Genomic DNA, 15,455 nt, shown 5'->3' on the forward strand with positions numbered 1-15,455 from the left:
GGTCATCAGTTGTTGAATTCGGGCCAATTGTGCGAAATACCCGCGTAAGCGCCTACGAAGACACGCCACGCGACGTTGTCGCCACCGGCAACGACTATCCTGCCGGCACGGTATTAGCCAGCCATACGCATCGGCGCGGGCAGTGCCTTTACGCCATTACCGGCGTACTGACCGTGACCACTACGGAAGGCAGCTGGGTGGTGCCACCCCGCCGTGCGCTGTGGATTCCTGCCGGCGCCGCCCATGTGGTGCACATGGGCGGCCGTACCACCACCCGGAGCGCTTATATCCTTCCCGAAGCGGCCGAAAAAGCGGGCCTGCCGGAACATTGCACCGTCATTAGCGTGTCGCCCCTGCTGCATGCCCTTCTGTCGGAAGCCGTCGATTTGCCGGCGGAATACGCGCTTGGCGGCCGCGACGATCATCTGATGCGCCTGCTGGTCAATGAAATCGCGGCGATGCCTACGCTGCCGCTGAGCACACCGCTGCCGCAAGATCCACGGTTGGCTCAGCTCTGCCATGCGATGATCCAATCTCCCTCGCTGGAAATCGACATCGATACGATGGCGCACAAAGCCGACATGAGTCGCCGCAGCTTTACCCGCCTTTTTCGTCAGCAAACCGGCATGAGCTTCAGCAACTGGCGCCAGCAAGCCTGCCTGCTCGCAGCGCTGGCTCGGCTGGGGCGCGGGCAATCGGTGACGCGCGTCGCGATTGAGCTTGGTTACAGCAGCACCAGCGCTTTTACCGCCGCTTTTCGGCGCACACTGGGCGCAGCGCCCAGTCATTACTTGATTCCTCATAAGGTGGACGTGGCATGACGCAAACCGATTCCGATGTCACACCCGTGTCAACCCGCTCACGCAAGATGGCAAAACACAGTCCCGCACGCGCGGGCAAGGCCTCGCCATCCAAAGACCGCTCCATGGATGGTGCACCGATGAGCAAACGCCACGAGCAAGACGCCATGTCCGCTGCCACCGCCGCCGAAGTCACTGCACCGACACCAGCTGTCGATCTCAACGACAAGGCGTATTACATCCATCGCGAGCTCTCGCAGTTGCAGTTCAACAATCGCGTGCTGGAACAGGCGCTGGACGAACGCACGCCGCTGATGGAGCGGCTGAAGTTTCTGCTGATCTTTTCCAGCAACATGGACGAGTTCTTCGAAATCCGCGTTGCAGGCTTGAAGAGTCAATTGGCATTCGGGCACGAAATTGCGGGGCCCGATGGCATTCAGCCGCGACAGGCGCTTGCCGAGATCAGCGAGATCGCGCATCGCCAGATCACGCGCCAATACGCCATCCTCAACGAACGCTTGTTGCCTGAACTGGATAAACACGGCATTCGCATCGTGCGCCGTGAAAGCTGGTCCGCCGCGCAGAAGCGTTGGGTGCACCGCTACTTCCGCCAGGAAGTGGCGCCGATGATGACGCCGATCGGCCTCGACCCGACACACCCGTTCCCGCTGCTCGTCAACAAGAGCCTGAACTTTATCGTCGAACTGGAAGGCGTGGATGCGTTCGGTCGCGATTCGGGTTTGGCGATTTTGCCGGCACCACGCGTGCTCCCGCGTACCATACGTTTGCCTGACGATGTCTGCGACGGCGGCGAGAACTACGTACTGCTTTCTTCCATCATCCATGCACACGCCGATGAACTGTTTCCGGGCATGGAAGTGCGCGGTTGCTATCAATTCCGCCTGACGCGCAATGCCGACCTCACCATCGATCCGGAAGAAATGGACGATCTCGCGCGCGCACTGCGCGGCGAATTGTCTTCGCGCCGATTCGGCGATGCCGTGCGCCTGGAAGTAGCCGACAACTGCCCGAAGAAACTGACCGACTATCTGCTCAAGCAATTCGGCCTGAGCGAAGCCGAACTTTACGAAGTGAATGGCCCAGTCAACCTCACCCGCCTTTTCGGCATCGTGAGCCGCTGCCAGGATCCCTCACTGCAATATCCGCCTTTCGTACCGGCCATTCCGAAATCGCTGAAAAAAGCCGAGGATCTGTTCCAGGTGATCAGCAAGCAGGATGTGCTGCTGATCCATCCTTACGAATCGTTCTCCACTGTCGTCGATCTGGTGCGCCAGGCAGCGAAAGATCCAGCCGTGCTCACCATCGAGCAGACGCTCTATCGCACCGGTGCCAACTCCGAGATTGTGGATGCGCTGGTGGAAGCCGCGCGCGCCGGCAAGGAAGTGATTACCGTCGTCGAGTTGCGCGCCCGCTTCGACGAAGAATCCAACCTTGGACTGGCCACGCGCTTGCAACAGGCCGGCGCTGTAGTGATCTATGGCGTGGTGGACGTCAAGACACACGCAAAACTCATTCTGATCCAACGCCGCGAGGGCCAGAAACTGCAGCGCTACGCGCATCTGGGCACTGGCAATTACCACAGCGGCAATGCCCGCCTGTATACCGACTACAGCTTCCTGACATCCGACGCTGCCCTGTGCGAAGACGTGCACAAGCTTTTCAGCCAGCTCACCGGCATGGGCAAGCTGCTGAAAATGAAGAAGCTGCTGCATGCGCCTTTCACGCTGAAGAAGTCGTTGCTCGACATGATCGCGCGTGAGACCGCGCACGCAGAAGCGGGCAAACCTGCGCACATGATCATGAAGATCAATGCGCTGACCGATGCAAAGATGATCCGCGCGCTGTACAAGGCAAGCATCGCAGGCGTAAAGATCGACCTGATCGTTCGCGGCACCTGTTGCCTTCGCCCCGGCATTCCCGGCGTTTCGCAGAACATTCGCGTTCGCTCGATCATTGGCCGTTTCCTTGAACACAGCCGCGCTTACTGGTTTGCGAACGACGGTGACGAAGCGCTGTATCTGGCAAGCGCGGACCTGATGGAGCGCAATCTGGATCGCCGCGTGGAAACAGCGTTTCCGATTGAAGACCGCAAGTTGCGCCAGCGAATTCGCAAGGATCTGGATATCTACCTGTGCGACAACACCACCGCATGGATGCTGCAGCCCGATGGGCAATATGTCCGACTGCATCCCACGGACTCGCAGACACCGCACGATGTGCAGCAACAGCTGCTGGAAAAGTATTGCGGTGCAGGCGCGCCGGCAGGTCGATAACTACGACACGCTACGCGTGGAGTTGCTTGCGCACCCACGCAACGTAATGCTCGACGAAGCCCTGCAGGAATTTCTTGGTGTGTTCGTTGGCGACGTTGCCATCGGCATCGAACATTCCTTCGGTGTGCTTGATAAACATTTCAGGCTGCCCCAGCACGGCAACATCCAGGTAGGCCAGCACGTTGCGCAAATGCTGCTGCGCCAGCGCCGTTCCCGTGGCGCCGATCGATATGCCCATGACTGCGCCCGGCTTGCCGGCAAACGCACTCGTACCGTAAGGGCGTGAAGCGATATCAATCGCGTTTTTCAACACCCCGGGAATCGACCGGTTGTATTCGGGCGTTACAAAAAGCAGCGCGTCCGCCGCCTTGATGTGCTCCTTGAGAGCCGTGCAGGCCGCGGGATAGTCGTGATCAAAATCCTGATCGTAAAGGGGCAAGTTATCGATCTGGATGTGTTCAAAGGAGAAATCCGAGGGCGCCAGCCGTTCCACGGCACGCGCCAGCTGACGGTTGAACGAACTCTTGCGCAAGCTACCTACCAGCACCGCCACCTTAATCGCCGCCATACATCCTCCGTCGTCACAAAGCTGACCCAGCCGGTCACACCTAGCCGAAAGAAGATGCTTCAACCCCCCGTAACTCAATGTGAAACCGCCAGTTAAGCCTATTAACGGGCTGGCACGTCCCCTGCATGATTGCTGCAGAATAATGACCGGAGGTTTCCCACCCCCACAGGAAGTCCACAATGGGGGTGCCATGGTCGATCCATGAAATTGATCGGGCGTGAGAGAGGAACACCGGAGTCAGGCCAAGGCACGCGCACGCGGCGCCTGCGGCCACTTCAGGAACAAGGGGCTGAGGTGACGACGGACGTTTTACCAAAGGGATGGCATCACCGCAGGTGGCTTCTGGCTGCCTTGCCCTTGGCTTGGCTGATCCTGTTCTCGCTGTTACATGCGAGTCCGGGCTTTCCGCTTCGTGGCGCATGGCGCGAAGTCGTTCGCGGCGATGTGCCGGCACGGATAGTGGATGCATTCCGCCAAGGGGCACTGCGCCCGTTCAACCCGACCATGCTGCAACGATTTCCGCGCGACACGCTTGGCAGCTGGGTCGTGCTCCAGCCCCTGCCCGTTCGTGACGGCGATGAACGCGTGCTTTCGATCTACCCCGCTCCGCTCGGATCCATCACGCTGTATGGGGCGAACGACGCACCCATCCGTACACTTGCGCTAGATGATTTCTCTGCTCCGCTGCACGGACATGGTCGTCTCGCATTCCGCCTGACGACCGTCGACAGCGGCACTGCCCAACCGATTCTGCTGAAGTTCGAACCCAGCGACACGCTCGCCGCTCCGGAACGTTTCGAACTGCAGAGCCTCGACGATTACCTGCAGGACGACTCCAACTGGCTCGCCTTCGCCACCGCGTGTTTTGCGGTGATGGTGGCGATGGCGCTGATGGCGCTGTGCTTCGCGCTCATTCTGCGCGACATGACCTTCGCCTGGTACGCCGGCTACATGCTTTGCTATGTCGTCGTGCAAGGTGTGCAGACGGGTTTTCTCTTCCATCCGCTTGGCATGAGCTGGCTCGCCGGATATGAAACGCTGGTGGGCGCATCGGCCGTTGCATTGTCGGTTTCCTTTGCCGCCTTGTTTATCGTTCGCTTCTGCGATCTTTCGCGCTATGCGTCTACCTTGCGGGTGCCGGTCGTGGCGCTCGGCATTGGCATGACGCTCATTGTGCTGCTGCGTTGCAGTCACATTCCAGCGCTCGTCACGATGGCGCAGACGCTTATCAACCCCGTGCTGATACTTGGCGCACTATTGCTATTGATTACCGCACTGACCGCCGGCGTGCGTGGCTCGCGTCAGGCGTGGTTCTTCCTCGTCGGATGGACGCCGCTATTGGTGCTGACTGCGATGACAAGCGCACAAGTGACCGGTGCGTTGCCGACGCTGGATTGGCTCAACGATGCGAGCATCGCGATGGGTGCGTTCGAGGCCATCGTGCTGTCGCTGGGCCTTGCCGATCGCGCACTGACGATGCGGCGCGACCGCGATAGCGTGCGCGTGCTAGCCGACCGCGATGCACTCACCAACTTGCTCAATCGCCGCGCGTGGACAGAAGCGGCCAGCAAAATGATGGCGGACACCGCCAACACGAATCAGCCTATCGCTCTGCTATTTCTCGATCTTGATCACTTCAAAGCGCTCAACGACCGCCAGGGCCACGTGGCCGGGGACCGCGCGCTGGTTGCCGTTTCCGAAGTGCTTAGCCACGAACTTCGCCCCAGTGATCTACTGGGACGTTACGGCGGCGAAGAATTCGTCGCCATGTTGCACAGCACGAATCAGGAGCAGGCCGTGCAGGTTGCTACGCGTCTATGCCGACGCGTACACCGGCTGGAAATTCCAGTGGATCAAAAAGACCTTCTGCTGAGCGTAAGCATCGGTCTTGCGATGCGCAGCCTGGGCGATACGCTGGAATCGCTGATCGAGCGTGCCGATCAGGCGATGTATTACGTCAAGCTCAACGGCCGCAATCAGGTGCACACGTTTGAGCGGCGCGCGGCAATGATCAGCGGTCATCACAAAACCCGTCATTCGCGCGAACAAGAGCGTTAACGCCTTCTCTCCGTTTCGAGAGAGAAGGCGTCCAAACACTTCATCGATTTACTTGCGCGAGGCGAGTTTCTTAGCCGCTGCGACAACGTCTGCATCGCCCGGCAACACAAGGAATGCCGCGCCGGCGAGCGGCGTATAGGTATCGGCACCCACCACGCGCTCAAGCGGTGTGCTGCCGTAACCGGCTTCGACGATGGCTGTGATGACGCCTTCACCCACCCCAGCGCTCTTGCGTCCTTCATCGAGCACAAGGATACGCTTGGCGTTCTTCGCCTGTGCGGCAATGAACGCATCGTTGAGCGGCGCGAGCCAGCGAAGATCGACAACGCGCGTTTTCCAACCGAGTTCTTTTTCAATGACACGCGCCGAGCGCAATGCCATCGGCACGCCGTTGCCAAAGGTGAAGATCACCAAGTCGTCAGCTTTGTCGTCATAGACACGACCTTCGCCCAGCGGCATCGCTTCGCCCGGTGCGGGATACACGAACTGCCACTGGCCGTCACCGGCGTCATAGAGATCTTTCGTCATATACAGCGCGATCGGCTCCAGATACGCGCAAACGCGGCCGTCAACTTTGGACAGCGCCATCATCGTGCGCAGCATGGTGGCGGCATCGTCACCGCGACTTGGGCAACCGACGACGAGACCGGGAATATCGCGCAACGGGGCAATCGAGTTGTCGTTATGGAAGTGGCCGCCGAAACCACGCTGATAACCCAACGACGCCACGCGCATGACGAGTGGATTGCGATACTGGTCATTGGAGAAGAACTGCAGCGACGCCGCTTCGCCGCGGATCTGATCGCAGGCGTTGTGGAAATAAGCCAGATACTGAATTTCCGGAATCGGCAGCATGCCCATGTTGGCGTAACCCTGCGCGAGGCCCAGGATCACGGTTTCATCGAGCAGCGTATTGAAAACGCGGCTTCCCTTGAATGCTTTCTGCAAACCTTTAGTGACGGTGTAAACACCGCCCTTCTGCGCGACGTCTTCACCGAATAGCAGTGTTTCCGGATATTTGGCCATGACGTCGTGCAGGGCATGATTGATCTGGATGGCCAGATGCCGCGGCGGCTGTTTCTCGGGAAGTTTTTCTTCGCCACCGAAAACAGCAACACGCCTGTCGTTGTAATCGGCACGTTCCGCCTCGGCTTTCACCTTGGCCGGGGTGTAAGGCGCAAGCGGCGCCATTACATCATCGAGACGTTCAATCTTCGGACGGCGATCGGCTTCTTCCGCCGCTGCAAAACAACGCTTGCGAAGGGTGTCGTTGAGTGCGAGCAACGCATCCTTCGTGTAAAGGCCCGACGCGAGCGCGATAGCAGCGGAGCGCAGCAATGGATCGGAAGCTTCGACCGTAACCAGCTCTTCAATGCTGCGCCACTCGATTTCGAAGTCGGTACCCGCGTGCCCCATGACGCGTGTGGTTTTCAAATGCAGGAACGTCGGACGACGCGTGTTGCGGCAATGATCCACCGCGCGCTGCACTTGCGCGTAACCTTCGGCCAGATCGAGGCCGTCGGCAAAGAAGTAATCCAGATCAGGGCGATGCTGGAAATTGTTGGCGACCCAACCGCTCGGCGTCTTCACCGAAATACCGATGCCGTTGTCTTCGCACACGAACAGCACGGGTGCGGGAAGTTTCTGGTAAGCCGTCCAGGACGCCGCATTGAAAGCAGTTTGCGCGGTCGCGTGGTTGCTGGATGCATCGCCGAACGAGCAGATGGCGATGGAATCGTCCGGTATCGGTAGTTGATGGCCAATGCGGCGTGCCTGTTCGATGGCAACTGCCGTGCCCAACGCTTTGGGTAGATGCGAAGCGATCGTCGATGTCTGCGGCAGCACCCAGAGCGGTTTGCTGCCCCATACTTTATGGCGGCCGCCCGATGCCGGATCGTCCTTGCTTGCTGCAAACGACAGCGCCGAATCCATCACCGGATCCATGTCTGGGAGTTTGCGGAAGCGCTCGGCCATGAAACCGCCGGAACGGTAATGCAGGAACGCCGGATCGGTATGCCGCGTAAGACGCGCGATCATCGCGTTGCCTTCATGACCGGAACTGCCGATGGTGTAGAACACCTTGTTTTGCACGCGCAGGACACGCGCCATCAGATCGAGGTGACGCGAGATCAGCTGCGATTCCAGCAGTTCGCGGAATCCGCGCGCATCGAGCGCACTGCCTGGCAAGATCGGATCGTTGTCGCGCGGCTTGGCGCGAACGTCACCATTCCAATGCTGCACGAACTCCGTGAAATTCTGATCGACGATTTCGGCGCGGTTGAAGCCCTTGTGACGGGCGGCGATGGGACTGACGGACATGATGGTTACGTTTCTCGTTTAAGACGGGTCGCACGATGGCGAATCAAAAATCAGTAGAGGTGCCTGACAACCGACGGCACGGGAAAGCACAGCCGCTTCATAAGGCACGCAGCAATTCAGTACGTAGCAGATCCTTGGGCCGCGCAAAACATTCAAGTATGCGAATCTGCTCACTGAGTGCCGGAATGGGCACCTGCACGCCTGCACATGCAATGTGCACAATCTCGTCGACTTGCACGGGCTGCCACGCGCTGGCGTCATAAAGTTCGAGGCCGCCCATCACTTCGACAGGCATCGCAGGAAAATCGAAGCGCGCGAAGTGCGAGCGGAACAGTGCTGTACCGGCAGGCTTATAAGTCGTATTCAGTCGCGACTTCCAAAGCGTTTTAAGGCGTTCTGCGTCGTCGACACTACTCATTACATCAAGATCGGCGACCGTCACATCGGCGCCTGCAAGCGCAGCAGCAGCGCTGCCTATGATTACCCATGGATCGCAGCAATGCTGATGGAGCTGCGGCACGCAGACTTCAATCACGTCGCGTAGGGATGGGCTGATCGGCGTCATCTGCGTCGCTGCCACTGTTCTCGCGTTTGCCCCCAGATTTCGGCCACCCGGTCCTGATACGGTGGCGGCATGCCTACTTTGCGCTGCAAGGTGGAACCAAGACGTTTGGCGAGCGCGAGCGACGCGGCGTTATCCGAATCGATGGAGTGAATCATGTTGCTCCAGCCCAGATGCTCGAACGTCCAGTCGATGGCGGCGACGCAACCTTCGTAGGCGTAACCTTTGCCCCACGCTTCCCGTGCCAGTCCCCAACCGACTTCGGTGCCTGGCCAACCCACCGGATGCCAGGGGCCGAGACGACCAATCCATCGGCCCGTTTCTTTCTCGATGATGGAGAACATGGCGAAGCCTTGAATGGCCCACGCCCCAGCAAGCGTAAGAAAACCACGCCATGCCAGTTCGCGCGGTTGCTGACCGCCGATAAAGCGCGATGCTTCGACGTCGGCCATGTTTTCCGCGTACGCCTCGAAATCCTCAGCCAGGGGTGGCCGCAAAATCAGGCGCTCGGTTTCAATGCGAACATCGGGAATCAACACGACACGGCTCCTTGTTGTCGTCGCAGCAACCACTGTTCGCGCGTCTGGCCCCAAATTTCGGCCATGTCCTCTTCCACCGATGACGATAGGCGCTTCGTCTCGCGCAACTGCGAACCCAATCGTCTCGCTAGCGTTAATGACGATTGATTTTGTGGATGGATGGGATGAATCACCTCGTGCCAACCGAGGTGTTCAAAAGCCCAGTCGATGGCGGCGACGGCGCCTTCATAGGCATAACCTTTGCCCCACGCGCGCCGATTCAGAGTCCAGCCCACTTCGGTGCCGGGCCAGTCAACCGGGTGCCATGGACCCAGGCGGCCGATCCATTGACCCGATGCTTTCTCGATCACGGAGAATGTGGAAAACCCCTGAATAGCCCACGCGCCTGCCGCGGTCAGAAAGCTGCGCCACGCTTTGGCGCGCGTCTGTTCCCCGCCGATAAAGCGCGCAGCTTCCGGGTCAGCCATGGTTCGGGCGTACGCAGCGAAGTCGGCCGCCACAGGCGGCCGAAGAATCAAACGCTCGGTCTCGATGCGTATATCGGGGATCGACAAAGCTCGGCTCCTTGAACTCCCCTCTCAGGGAGAAGGGATCAGAACGCGTTAATGCCCGTGAGCTCGCGGCCCACCACTAGCTGATGCACGGTTTCGGTGCCTTCGTACGTGATAACCGACTCCAGATTCAGCGCGTGACGAATCGCACAGTGTTCCACCGTGATGCCCGCTCCACCGAGGATGTCGCGGCATTCGCGCGCGATATCCAGCGCCATGCGCACGTTGTTCCACTTGGCCAGCGACACCTGCGTGGGTTCCATCTTGCCCGCGTCTTTGAGGCGGCCAAGATGCAATGACAGCAGTTGCGCAGTGGTGATACGACGGCCCATATCGGCCAACTTCAGCTGGATAGCCTGATTCGCTGCAAGCGGGCGACCGAACAGGATGCGCTCCTGCGTGTAATCCAGCGCTTCCTTAAGACACGCCTGCGCAGCGCCGATCGGGCCCCAGGTGATGCCGTAACGTGCTTGGTTGAGGCAGCCGAGCGGACCCTTCAGCCCCTTCACATTCGGCAAGCGGTTGGCATCTGGCACGCGCACGTTGTCGAAGAACAGCCCGGATGTCACCGACGCGCGCAGGCTCATCTTCTTGTGCACTTCCTGCGCGGTGAAGCCCTTGGTATCCGTGGGAACGATGAAGCCCTGGATACCCTCGTCAGTCTGTGCCCACACAATGGCGATCTGCGCGATGTTGCCGTTGGTGATCCACATCTTGGCGCCGTTGATGATCCAATCGCCACCGTCTTTCTTGGCATTGGTCTTCATGTTCGCCGGATCGGAACCGCCGTGCGGTTCGGTCAGACCGAAGCAGCCGATGATTTCACCGGCGGCCATCTTCGGCAGGTAATGCATCTTCTGTTCTTCGTTGCCGTAGGCGTAGATCGGATACATGCACAGCGAACTCTGCACGGACGCGAAACTGCGCAGACCCGAATCGCCGCGTTCCATTTCCTGGCAGATCAAGCCGTAGCTGACGCCATTCATGCCGGCGCAGCCGTACTTTTCGGGAATGGTGGCGCCCAGCAGACCGAGGCTGGCGATTTCCGGAACCAGTTCCTTGGGAAAGCGCCCTTGATCGAAGCAGTCGCCAATGATCGGCAGGACTTTTTCGTCAACGAAACGGCCGACGGTGTCCTGGACCATGCGCTCTTCGTCAGTGAGCAGGGAGCGGACGTCGTATAAGTCGAGCGGATTCAAACGAGCTGCCATAGCGGTTCCGGAAACGGTCGGGGAAGCCCTACATTCTAGCTGGGGGGCTGGTTCCGGGTCATCTCGGGGCGCGGAAGCCCGTCAGCCTAGAGCCAGCTGTGATCGCGGAGGCAGCCCGGGCGCGGCCGAATACGCCACCCGGCCCTTAGAAGTAGGACCCGACGCTCATGAAAGTGGCCCCTCGAGTCGTTAACACCTTTCCCGCTATCGCCGATACAGGGATCGTTGCGCCGTTCCCGCCACTCTGGGTAGATCGAGAGGAACTTGAGCGAAAACGCCGTACCGATGATCCAACGTTCCATATTGCGAAATTGGGGGCGGATTTCAAATAAAGGTCGCAGCTCGTATGCAGCTGCGCATCCTCAATCCATCCGCCGAGACAGCTGCCCGGGATCGCGCAGCTCGCATTCGCCTGATAAAAGTTGCCACGCATGGTCAAGTTGTAAGGGCCGCCGTAGCCGCTGAAGCTGATCGCTCGGTGGTCGCCATTCGAAGTCTTCAGCGGCATCGTCTGCGGGTGTATTGCAGCCTTACTGCTACGTGGTCCGTTCTCGCCCGCGTCATAGCGCTGACTGTCGCGATGTGTGCCGAGGTTGTACAACGTGGATGCGAGCATGGAATTGCCGAACTCGTTTTTCCACGCCCCGTCTGCGCGTTTCGTGCAAACTGCAAAAAAACAGTGTGGTTGCCGCCATAAGTCGCAGCTATCCTTGTCGGTGAGACGAGACGATCACGGAAACACGCGTTGTCGCCAACAAGAACGCATCCTGCGGAACCCTGCCTTGCAACAAGCGTGGCTCACGTCAGCCATTGCGCAGCGAGCCAAGGAGAAACGCCAATAACCTTCGTCATCCGTATACGTGATTAGTATTCACTTGAGCATTTTTTTGTACATCTCTCGCTGCGCCCCTGTCGAACACGACGCACCACTCGCCCCACTGGACCACACATGATCAAAGGTGTCCTCCTCGGCTTCGCCAGCTTCGCGGCTTACGCGATAAGCGATGCGTTCGTGAAATGTCTGCACGGCTCGATTCCGCCTTACGAGTCGGTTTTTTTTGGCGCTGCATTTGGTTTGCTCGCGCTGCCCTTCATCATGGCCAAAGAAGACCGTTGGCGTGACGTGGTGACAGCTCGCAAGCCTGCGCTCTGGTGGGTACGTGCGTTATCGGGTGCGATCGGAAATATCGCCTCGGTGACCGCATTCACCCTGCTGCCGATGGCAGAGGTGTTCACGCTGATCTTTCTTATGCCGATCTTCGTGACGTTGCTGTCCGTGCTTTTTCTGAAAGAGCATGTCGGCTGGCGGCGCTGGTCTGCCGTGTTTGTCGGCTTCTTTGGTGTGCTCGTGGTATTGCGCCCAGGTTTTCGCGCGCTTGGCGCGGGCCATCTGGCCGCGCTGATATGCGGTCTTGTCGCCGCCGCTTCGGTGGTTGCATTGCGCATGGCAGGCCCGCATGAAAAGCGCATCAGCCTTTACGGTGCGGGTGTGGTCGGTCCGCTGATCGGCGGCGCGATGCTGATGATTCCGCACTTTGCTTGGCCGAATCTGCAGCAATGGGGACTGCTCGCCGGTTACGGCCTGTTAGCCGCACTCGCTGGCGTGTTGTTGATGTATGCCACACTGATTGCGCCGGCAAACCGCGTCGCGCCCACGCAGTACAGTCAGATGCTGTGGGCGATCGGCTTCGGCTATTGGCTATTCGGGGACAAACTCGATTGGCCGATGCTCATCGGCATCGTGATGATTCTCGGTGCGGGTTTGTTCACGTTGGTACGTGAAGAAAAGGTCACGTCGTGGTGGAAACGCACGAAGATGGTGTGATGGCGTGACCTTGTGTCCCGCTTGAGGAACGACTCGATTCCTCTGCAGTCATAGAGACGTTGTCAGTGAACAAACGATCGTTCGCTGCGCGTATCCACATGGAATCTAACCAATAGTCTCATATATGACGACACCCTCATATAGGTCAGGGGTCACCCTCCTTCCACGTCAACCGCATGAACAATTTCCCGTTTCCCTCACTTTGAGCGTTTCGCCGACACTGTCTTGTCTCCTTTTGTGACGCTTCGGCAAATGGAAAAGCTCTTGTAAACTGAAGAATGAACCTCTGGAGATGGTTATGACTGCCGATACCCCACGCGCAGCCGGACACGGTCAAAAGAAACGCGGTGTATGGATCGCCGCGATCGTGGCTTTGGTGATTGTTGCCCTGATCGTGTTACATATCTTTACAGGGCAGAAAACCAAGCAGGGCACACCGCCCATCGTCGTGAGCAGCGCCAAGGCCACTTTGGGCAGCATGCCGGTGATCTTGAACGAGCTTGGCACTGTCACTCCCGTCGCCACTGTCACCGTGCTTCCACAGTTGAGCGGCTATCTCACGGAAGTGGGTTATCAGGAAGGCCAGGACGTCCAGAAGGGGCAGTTCCTCGCGCAGATCGATCCGCGTCAATACGAGATCAACAAGCAGCAGGCCGAGGCACAGCTCGCCAAGGATCAGGCCAGTCTCGATCAGGCGCGCTCCGACCTCGCCCGCTTTACGCAGTTGCACGAACAGAAATCGATTGCCGAGCAGACGTTCACCGATCAGAAGTTCCTGGTCGAGCAGGATGTAGCAGCCGTGCAGGCCGATAAGGCGGCTATCGCCCAGGACGAACTCGATCTTGCGTACTGCCACATCACCGCGCCGGTCGCTGGCCGCGTCGGTTTGCGACTGGTCGATCCGGGCAACTACGTAACGGCGTCGAGCTCGCCGGGCATCGTGGTCATCACCACGATGAAACCCACCACAGTGCAATTTACCGTGCCGCAAAATTCGCTGGGCGATGTGCTGCAGCGTGTCGGTTCCGGCGCAAAGTTGCCGGTGACGGTTTACAACAGCGACAACTCCAAGCAACTCGCAACAGGCGCGCTGTATGCCGTCAGCAACCAGATGGCGACGAGCACAGGCACCGTAACGCTGCGTGCGACGTTCCCGAACGATGACGAATCGCTGTATCCAAACGAATTCGTCAACGCACGATTGCTGGTCAACACCATGCAGAACGCCGTGCTGGTGCCGACGCCTGCCGTACAAACCGGCGCGCCAGGCGAATTCGTGTATCTGGTCAATAGCGATGACTCCGTGGCCGTGCAAAAAGTGACGATCGGTCCGAGCGATGGCAAGAACACCGTGATCCTCTCAGGCGTTTCCAGTGGCCAGACGGTGGTGACAGATGGCATGGATCGCCTGAGCGACGGCGCGAAGATCAAGCTTGCCGGCGCGAAACCCGCAGAGTCAGGCACTGCGCCTGCACCCGCTTCGTCCTCGGCAACAGCGCATCAGGGTGGGAAGCACAAGAAAAGCTCCAACTCTGATTCGTCCGCTTCGTGATTAGCGGACGCGCGATCCGATGAATATTTCCCGCCTGTTCGTTCTCAGGCCGGTGGCTACATCGCTGCTGATGATCGCCCTTGTGCTAGTGGGCCTCGTCGCGATGCGTTTTCTGCCGGTCTCGTCACTACCTGACGTCGACTATCCGACGATTCAAGTACAAACCTTCTACCCTGGCGCCAGCCCTTCGGTGATGGCGACCACGGTCACCGCACCGCTGGAAGTACAGCTAGGTGAAATTCCCGGCTTGCAGCAGATGACGTCAAGCAGTTCTGCCGGCGCGTCAGTGATCACCTTGCAGTTCGATCTATCGCTGAATCTCGATGTCGCCGAACAGAACGTGCAGGAAGCGATCAACGCGGCCAACAGTTTGCTGCCGGCCGGCCTGCCCGCTCCGCCCACTTATGCGAAGGTGAATCCCGCCGATCAGCCGATCCTTACGCTGGCGGTCACCTCCAAATCGATGTCGCTGCCGCAGCTGCAGGACATTGCCAATAATCGTCTAGGCACGAAGATTTCCGAAGTATCGGGTGTGGGCCTCGTGACTCCGGCAGGTGGCAACGTGCCCGCCGTGCGCGTGGAAGCCGATCCGCAGAAGCTGGCCGCATACGGGCTCAACATCGACGACCTTCGTTCACTGATCTCCAACGTGAACGTGAGTCAGCCGAAGGGCAACTTCGACGGCCCCGATCTCGATTACACGATCAATGGCAACGATCAGATCCAGGATCCCATTGATTATCTGAATACGGTGGTTTCGTATCAGAACGGCGCACCGGTGTATCTGCGCGACGTCGCACGCGTGACGCAAGCTGCGCAGGACACCGAGCAAGGCGCGTGGTACAACAAAACGCCAGCCATCGTGTTGAACGTGCAGCGCCAGCCTGGCGCTAACGTGATCGCCACGGTCGATCAGATCCAGAAGGAATTGCCACAGCTGGAATCGACCTTGCCCGCGGGTATGAAGGTCGATGTGGTGTCCGACAGTACTGGCGTGATCCGTTCCTCCGTGTCGGATGCGGCATTCGAGCTGGTACTCGCTGTAGTGCTCGTAGTGCTGGTGATCTTCGTATTCCTGCGCAATCTGCCAGCCACGATCATCCCCAGTATCTCGGTGCCTGTGTCGTTGATCGGCACGCTGGCGATGATGTACGAGCTCAATTATTCGATCGACAA

The 15,455-nt window shown here is 59.0% G+C and carries 12 protein-coding genes; 6 read left to right on the forward strand and 6 right to left on the reverse strand.

Annotated elements, in window-relative coordinates; all coding sequences use genetic code 11:
• Nucleotides 1–29: 29 nt before the first annotated feature.
• Nucleotides 30–821, forward strand: coding sequence for a helix-turn-helix transcriptional regulator (locus tag VK725_RS00870; RefSeq protein ID WP_325316180.1), 792 nt, complete (start codon nt 30–32; stop codon nt 819–821).
• Nucleotides 822–967: 146 nt separating this feature from the next.
• On the forward strand, nt 968–3,094 hold the full coding sequence (gene ppk1 / locus VK725_RS00875; protein ID WP_325316193.1) for a polyphosphate kinase 1: 2,127 nt from the start codon (nt 968–970) through the stop codon (nt 3,092–3,094).
• Nucleotides 3,095–3,104: 10 nt separating this feature from the next.
• Here ppk1 and VK725_RS00880 read toward each other — a convergent pair whose 3' ends face one another.
• Nucleotides 3,105–3,662: an NAD(P)H-dependent oxidoreductase gene (locus tag VK725_RS00880; protein ID WP_325316181.1), complete on the reverse strand. Its 558-nt coding sequence runs from the start codon at nt 3,660–3,662 to the stop codon at nt 3,105–3,107.
• Nucleotides 3,663–4,019: 357 nt separating this feature from the next.
• Here VK725_RS00880 and VK725_RS00885 point away from each other — a divergent pair, with 357 nt between their 5' ends.
• Complete coding sequence (locus VK725_RS00885; RefSeq protein ID WP_325316182.1) at nt 4,020–5,720, forward strand: diguanylate cyclase; 1,701 nt, start codon at nt 4,020–4,022, stop codon at nt 5,718–5,720.
• 48 nt (nt 5,721–5,768) lie between these two features.
• Here VK725_RS00885 and VK725_RS00890 read toward each other — a convergent pair whose 3' ends face one another.
• The 5 genes from VK725_RS00890 to VK725_RS00910 form a co-directional block, all read right to left on the reverse strand.
• Nucleotides 5,769–8,039, reverse strand: coding sequence for a thiamine pyrophosphate-dependent enzyme (locus VK725_RS00890; RefSeq protein WP_325316183.1), 2,271 nt, complete (start codon nt 8,037–8,039; stop codon nt 5,769–5,771).
• A 97-nt stretch (nt 8,040–8,136) separates the two neighbouring features.
• Nucleotides 8,137–8,604 carry a hypothetical protein gene (locus VK725_RS00895; protein WP_325316184.1) on the reverse strand — a complete coding sequence of 156 codons (468 nt, stop codon included), beginning with the start codon at nt 8,602–8,604 and terminating at the stop codon, nt 8,137–8,139.
• Complete coding sequence (locus tag VK725_RS00900) at nt 8,601–9,140, reverse strand: GNAT family N-acetyltransferase (RefSeq protein WP_325316185.1); 540 nt, start codon at nt 9,138–9,140, stop codon at nt 8,601–8,603. Before VK725_RS00900 ends, VK725_RS00895 begins: the two co-directional genes overlap by 4 nt.
• Entirely contained in the window at nt 9,134–9,694 is a 561-nt protein-coding gene (locus tag VK725_RS00905) for a GNAT family N-acetyltransferase (RefSeq protein WP_325316186.1), read from the reverse strand. Before VK725_RS00905 ends, VK725_RS00900 begins: the two co-directional genes overlap by 7 nt.
• A 38-nt stretch (nt 9,695–9,732) precedes the next feature.
• Nucleotides 9,733–10,902, reverse strand: a complete 1,170-nt coding sequence (locus tag VK725_RS00910) for an acyl-CoA dehydrogenase family protein (RefSeq protein WP_325316187.1) — start codon at nt 10,900–10,902, stop codon at nt 9,733–9,735.
• 949 nt (nt 10,903–11,851) lie between these two features.
• On the opposite strand from VK725_RS00910, the gene VK725_RS00915 reads away from it, so the two are divergent.
• From VK725_RS00915 to VK725_RS00925, 3 genes are all read left to right on the forward strand, one after another.
• The gene (locus VK725_RS00915) at nt 11,852–12,727 is read left to right on the forward strand and encodes a DMT family transporter (protein WP_325316188.1); all 876 of its coding nucleotides are present in this window, start codon (nt 11,852–11,854) and stop codon (nt 12,725–12,727) included.
• A gap of 298 nt (nt 12,728–13,025) precedes the next feature.
• The gene (locus VK725_RS00920; protein ID WP_325316189.1) at nt 13,026–14,279 is read left to right on the forward strand and encodes an efflux RND transporter periplasmic adaptor subunit; all 1,254 of its coding nucleotides are present in this window, start codon (nt 13,026–13,028) and stop codon (nt 14,277–14,279) included.
• 19 nt (nt 14,280–14,298) lie between these two features.
• Nucleotides 14,299–15,455 (forward strand): efflux RND transporter permease subunit (locus tag VK725_RS00925; RefSeq protein WP_325316190.1); only part of this gene is annotated, 1,157 nt, incomplete at its 3' end.

This window comes from Dyella sp. (assembly GCF_035486915.1).
Lineage (GTDB): Bacteria > Pseudomonadota > Gammaproteobacteria > Xanthomonadales > Rhodanobacteraceae > Dyella_B.